At 61.9% G+C, this 5922-nt stretch carries 4 protein-coding genes; 2 read left to right on the top strand and 2 right to left on the bottom strand.

All coding sequences use genetic code 11. The features are described from left to right. Positions 1-94 precede the first annotated feature (94 nt). Both OO12_RS03935 and OO12_RS03930 read right to left on the bottom strand, forming a co-directional pair. Positions 95-1522 (bottom strand): DEAD/DEAH box helicase, encoded by a 1428-nt coding sequence (locus OO12_RS03935; protein ID WP_034157351.1) that lies wholly within the window; start codon positions 1520-1522, stop codon positions 95-97. Between the two features lie 319 nt (positions 1523-1841). Then, on the bottom strand, positions 1842-3926 hold the full coding sequence (locus OO12_RS03930) for a S9 family peptidase (RefSeq protein ID WP_034157350.1): 2085 nt from the start codon (positions 3924-3926) through the stop codon (positions 1842-1844). 907 nt (positions 3927-4833) lie between these two features. Between OO12_RS03930 and OO12_RS03920 the strand changes: the two genes are divergently transcribed. Both OO12_RS03920 and OO12_RS29050 read left to right on the top strand, forming a co-directional pair. After that, positions 4834-5544, top strand: a complete 711-nt coding sequence (locus OO12_RS03920; RefSeq protein ID WP_034157348.1) for an RHS repeat-associated core domain-containing protein — start codon at positions 4834-4836, stop codon at positions 5542-5544. A 163-nt stretch (positions 5545-5707) separates the two neighbouring features. Next, positions 5708-5922, top strand: a 215-nt coding sequence (locus OO12_RS29050) for a hypothetical protein (protein ID WP_235364674.1), incomplete at its 3' end; no start/stop codon positions are given.

Below are 5922 nucleotides of genomic sequence, written 5' to 3'. Positions count from 1 at the left end.
GGCCGGCAGCGTTGCGCTTGTGGAGAGCCCCCCCACCACCCGCTTGAAGAAAGCGGGCGGTTCCCCTCCCCGTTCCGGGGAGGAGCTTAGTATATTAAGCCGCTGGCGACCGACGCCCACCGCCCGAATGCTGGCGACGCGGACCGCCGCCCGCGGGACGGCCGGCATTGCCGCCGGGACGGCCCGGACCACCGGGACGATGCCCCCCGGCCGGACGGCCGGCGCCTTCGGGACGGCCACCGCCCGGACGGCCGGCGCCCTCGGCGCGCTGGCCGGTCGGACGTGCGGCATGCGTGGCGCGTGGCGGCGCACGGTGACGGCCGCTATCGTCGCGACGGCGCTCGTCATCGGCGCCGGCCGGGCGGTTGGCCTTGATCTTCGCCGCTTCGGCGGTGAAGCCCTCGGGCAGTTCCATCACGTTCGGTTTGACGCGGGTCAGCTTTTCGATGTCGCGCAGATAGGGCCGCTCGTCGCTCGCGCAGAAGCTGATCGCGATGCCGCTTGCCCCGGCGCGCGCGGTGCGGCCGATGCGGTGGACATATTGCTCCGGCACATTGGGCAGCTCGAAGTTGAACACATGGCTGACGCCCGACACATCGATGCCGCGCGCGGCGATGTCGGTCGCGACCAGCACCTTGGCCTTGCCCGCCTTGAACTCGGCCAGCGCACGCTCGCGCTGCGGCTGGCTCTTATTGCCATGGATCGCGTTGGCGAGGATGCCGGCATGGCCGAGCAGCTTCACGACGCGGTCGGCGCCATGCTTGGTGCGGGTGAAGACCAACGCGCGCTCGACGGCTTCGTCGCGCAGCAGGATGGTCAGCAGCGCCTGCTTCTCGGCCTGGTTGATGAAGGTGACATGCTGCTCGACGCGCTCGGCGGTGGTCGAGACCGGTGCGACCTTGACGGTCGCCGGATCCTTCAGGAACTGGTCGGCCAGTTCGCGGATCGCGTTGGGCATCGTCGCGGAGAAGAACAGGGTCTGGCGCTGCTTCGGCAGCATGCGGACGATCTTGCGCAGCGCATGGATGAAGCCCAGGTCGAGCATCTGGTCGGCTTCGTCGAGGACGAGGATTTCCAGCGTCGCCAGGCTGACGAAGCGCTGCTCGATCAGGTCGAGCAGGCGGCCCGGCGTGGCGACCAGGATGTCGACGCCGCGCGCCATGTCCTGGCGGTTCTTGTTGATGCTGGTGCCGCCGAACACGGTCGCGACCGACATTTTGGAGAATTTCCCGTAATCGCGCGCGCTGTCGGCGATCTGGCTGGCCAGTTCGCGCGTCGGGGCGAGCACGAGCATGCGGCAATGCGTCGGCAGCACGCGCTTCTCTTCATTGACCAGGCGCTGGATCGACGGCAGCACGAATGCGGCGGTCTTGCCGGTGCCGGTCTGCGCGATACCGAGCAGGTCGCGGCCCTCGAGCAGAGTCGGGATCGACTGCTTCTGGATCGGGGTGGGGGTGGTATAGCCCTTTGCTTCGAGAGCACGGACCAGGGGTTCGGCAAGGCCGAGATGTGCGAAAGACATGAAATAAAAGCCTGAATCGGCCATGACCGCACGTCCGGCGGACGCACGAATGGCGGGGGAGAATGACACCCCGCGTGAAAAGGGAAGCCCGTTAAAAACGACCGAGGCGGAGCCTGGACCTTGTTCAGGTCCGATCACGCTGCATGACGCCTCGATGGGCGCTATGTAAATGCTGCGGTGCAAAATGTCAATGTGGATCGATTCGGGGAAGCCCGGCCGAACCCACGCATCGTCGGGTTCGGCCGGGAGCGGGCTATCGGCCGCTGCCGCTTTTTGAAGGACGCCGCCATTCCATCCGCGGCACCGCGCCGCGCGGACGTTATTTTCCCAGCTTCTCCTGAAGGAAATGGCGGCTTTCGGCCCATAGGGTGAGCCAGCTGGAATGGCGGATCATGTCATGCGCTTCGCCCGGGATGATCACGGTGCGCACGTCCACGCCCTTGGCGCGCAGCTTCTGGTTGAGGTCGATCGTCTCAAGCACATCCACATTCATGTCGCGATCGCCGCTCACCAACAGCACGGGCGATTTCCACCCGTCGATCGCGCCAAGCGGCGACGACCGGAAGGCCAGCGGCTTGTCGGCCTCGCCGACACCGAAGACCTTGCTCGGATTCTGATGCCCCGGCGTCGGCGACGGCCATGACCAGTCATACACTCCGTGTACCGCGATCCCGGCCGCGAAGACGTCCGAATTGCGCGCCAGCGCCTGGCCGGTCAGCAGTCCACCATAGGACCCGCCCCAGATACCGACCCGCTTGCGATCGACATCGCTGCGCTCCGCCAGCCAGCGCCCCGCGCCAAGCACGTCATTATATTCGGACCCGCCCCGCCAGCCGCGCTCCGGCGCCTCGCGGAAAGCCCGGCCATAGCCGACGCCCGAGCGATAATTGACACTGACGACGACATAACCAAGCTCGGCGAGATGGCGGTTCACCGCGAAGTCGCTGGCGTAATAGCCGCTGAAGTGGAAGGCGGGAAACATCTGCCGTGGTGGGCCGCCATGCACATAGACCAGCGCCGGGTGCGGCCCTGGCGTGCGGGGCAGGAACAGCTGCGCCGGCACGGTGCCGCCGTCGCTCGCCTTGATCCGCACCACTTGCGGCGCGGGGGCGTCGAAGCGGTGGACATAGCCGTAATCGGCCGGCTTTTCGGTCAGCGCCAGCTTTTCCGATTTAAGGTCCAGAACCCGCAACAACGGCGCGTTCTCGGCGTTGCTGCCGGTGAACGCGACATGGCGCCCGTCGCCGACCGCGCTGGCCAGGCCCATCACGACGTCCTGGCTCGGGATCGCGCGCTCCCGGCCGGACGACACGGTGATGCTGGAAAGCTGGCGCGTGTCGATGTCGCGGCAATTATGGATGACGAACAGCGTATCGGGGGCGGCCAGCTCGCTTTCCGCGACCTCGCAGTTCGCCGGGGTGAGCGCGCGGGGTGTCCCGCCGCTCCGCGCGATCGCGTAGAGCCGCGCCCAGCCGTCCTGTTCCGACCGGAAAACGATGTTGCGATCATCGGCCCAGCGCAGCGCCCCTTCCGGGTCGTCCGACAATTGCGGCCCCGCCTTGCCGCTCGCCTGGTGCAGCGTCCGCACCTGTCCACTGGCGAGATCGACGGTCTCGATCGCGAAGGTCTTGTTTTCCAGCAGGTCCTCGGTGACGGTGTGCTCACTACCCGGCCAGCGCAGATAGGCGACGGTCGCGCCGTCGGGCGACAGCACCGGCGAACTCAGCCGATCGGCGCCCGTGACCAGCCAGCGGACCCGATCATCGCCCAGCGTGTAGCGACCGAGAAAGGACCAGCCGCCGCGATCCTGCGCGAAGATCATCGATTTGCCGTCCTTGGCCCATACCGCCTGGCCGAACGCGCCGCCGCCCGGCACCAGCATCGCCGGCTTTGCCGACGGGTTGGTCAGGTCGACCGCCCACAGATCGCGCCCCTGCCGGTACAGCATCCGCTGCCCGTCGGGCGTGAAGTCGGGCCCGGAACCGGTGCCGATCTTGATGGGTTTGGCGCCGGCCTCGGCCGCCACGACCCACAATGTCAGCTTCGGTGCTTCGATGAGGCTGGCGGGGTTGAAGCCTTCTCCGCTGCCGCTGAAGGGAACGCCGGTCTGGAACGCGACGAACCTGCCGTCCGGCGATATCGCCACGCTGCTGATCGGCTGTCCATCGACATCGGCCTGGGCGAACAATCTGACCGGTCGGAAGTCCGGCCCGCGCGCGACCATCAGCACGCTATTCTCGCCCTGCCGTACCAGCCAGGCAAAGGCCGGCACCTTCGACGCGCTGACATCGGTCACCATTGGAAATTCGAGGAATTTGGTGTCGCCGTCGGCGGGCGCCTGGGCATGTAGCATCGGCGCCGCGAGCAACCCGGTAACCGCAAGTGCGAGTGTCATCGTGCGCATGGCAAATCCCCTTTTCCCAACAGGCTTTATAAGCTTGATTGGGAGTGTATTGGCCGGTCTGGAAAAAACAACTGCTGATCTGCGGTGGCATCATGTGGTGCGAGGGTGGTGGGCGACCGCTTTCGCTGTCTTGGCGGGCGTCATCTGAGGTTGTGATTAATTCCCGGACTCGGCATTCCTCATCGAGTTCAACTGCCGAGCCGGATACGCCAGACCCGCGTTTCGACCTGCCGTGGCGGCCCTGCTTCTCCTCAAGCGGCATACATTTTCCGACAGTTTTGGTTTTACATTATTTGTTTTCGATCGCGGTATCAGTTTCAATGCGGAAGTTGGTGTGGCAATACCTGAAACATCTTGGTTGCGTGGAGCCCAAAGCTATTTAAGCGTAAACTTAACTGGCTTGGGTGGGTATGGTCTATTTGGTGGCGCCGGGGAGAGTCTGGGCAGCGGATACAACGATGGGCCCATTAACTCCGGATACAGTAAATCCTCGGTTGTCCAAGCTGGAGCCGCGTGGGGTGCCGGGGGCGAAGGGACGTACACGTACGAAGGCGGTGGCTCGGGATCCATAAGTGGAGGTCCAAAAGCGGGCGGTGGTGCATATATTGCAACAGGTGATAAGCACAGCTTCACGGCTGCAACACCGCAGATTGGGTGCAGTGGATGAAAGGCTATTTTCGGTTCGTTTCGGTATCCGTTGACCGAGTTTTTTTTCTTGCTCTCTTCATGGGCATATTCATCTTAATCGCCTCTGCCCTGGATGTATGGCTCAAACTAGGATGGGGGTTCAGCGAAGATGATTTAAAAGCAATTATTATTGTATTGCCTAGTGCTTTGATAATCTATGTCATAACAAAGGCGTGGATATCTTTCACCGAGAGGATATTCAGGTCGAGAGACAGGTGACATGGACGAATATGGCATCCCCGGCAAAAACAATCTCGGGCGGTTCCAATATACCGGTCAAGCCTGGCTGTCGGAGCTCGGGCTCTATTATTACAAGGCGCGATTCTACTCGGCGACGCTCGGACGGTTCATGCAGACTGATCCGATCGGCTACGGTGACGGCATGAACTGGTATAATTATGTTGGTGGGGATCCGGTCAATAGCACCGATCCGAGTGGGCTTAGGAACGGTACACGAGACAAGGACATCCAAGATAGCGGCGATATTCTTATTACCACAAGCACCCTTTACGACAACGACGGCGACATCGTCGTTACGGGAAAAAGGTTTAGGGAATTATCGTTTGATATTAATGCGGGTCCATCTTCGCCGGGAGATTTCGGCTACTTCAACGGCATCCAGATAAGTGATTCGGGCTTTCGCGCTGATGATATTGTCGTTTCCGCGAAACCGGAAAATAACAACGAGTGCACGCCGGCTAGTAGTGGCGCCACCTTGCAAGTTGGACTGTCCGGTCAAGGTACGTTGGGGATTTTCTCATACCAGATTGCCGTTGGCGTGGCCTTCGATAGCCATGGTAATTTGGCGCTGTATGGGACGTTTGGACCTGGTGGAGGAGCCGGCGGGGGAGGTGCCGCCGGGTTATCCCTTCAAGGGTCCAACGCGCCCACGGTGCAAGACTTGGGGAGGGCGCATTTTCGCGAACGGTAGCGGCGGCGGTGGTTTAGGCATTGGGGGGACGGTCGACGGCTTTGGTGGCTACGCTCGGCGTCGGCGGGGGTGTAACGGCAGGAGCCGGTGGAGGCGAAACATCCTTCGCTGGTGTCACTGACACCTTTGTGTCGCCTTCAATTAATCTGCTGGGGAGGCTGACATGCTAGGCTGTAAGAAGCGCAATTCCACGGCAAAGCTCATGAAATATATATTTATAACTCTATTCGTGTGTGCGCTGGCATCAATATTCTTTTACGGTAATTTTCTTATGATTAATCGCCCGAGAATAGAGGTTGCATCGCAGGGTTATCTGTATCCGTTTTTTGGTAAAGGGGGTGCAATATTTATATCAAAATTTGATTATGGGATTATAAT

Origin of the sequence: Sphingomonas sp. ERG5 (genome assembly GCF_000803065.1) — a bacterium.
GTDB lineage: Bacteria > Pseudomonadota > Alphaproteobacteria > Sphingomonadales > Sphingomonadaceae > Sphingomonas.
The sequence above is the reverse complement of the archived record's forward strand: the minus strand, read 5'-3'. Positions and strand labels throughout refer to the sequence as shown.

Bases quoted from the DNA above. Each gene is read 5' to 3' on its own strand.
- OO12_RS03935 (WP_034157351.1), bottom strand. From the start codon at position 1,522: ATGTCTTTCGCACATCTCGGCCTTGCCGAACCCCTGGTCCGTGCTCTC.
- OO12_RS03930 (WP_034157350.1), bottom strand. From the start codon at position 3,926: ATGCGCACGATGACACTCGCACTTGCGGTTACCGGGTTGCTCGCGGCG.
- OO12_RS03920 (WP_034157348.1), top strand. From the start codon at position 4,834: ATGGACGAATATGGCATCCCCGGCAAAAACAATCTCGGGCGGTTCCAA.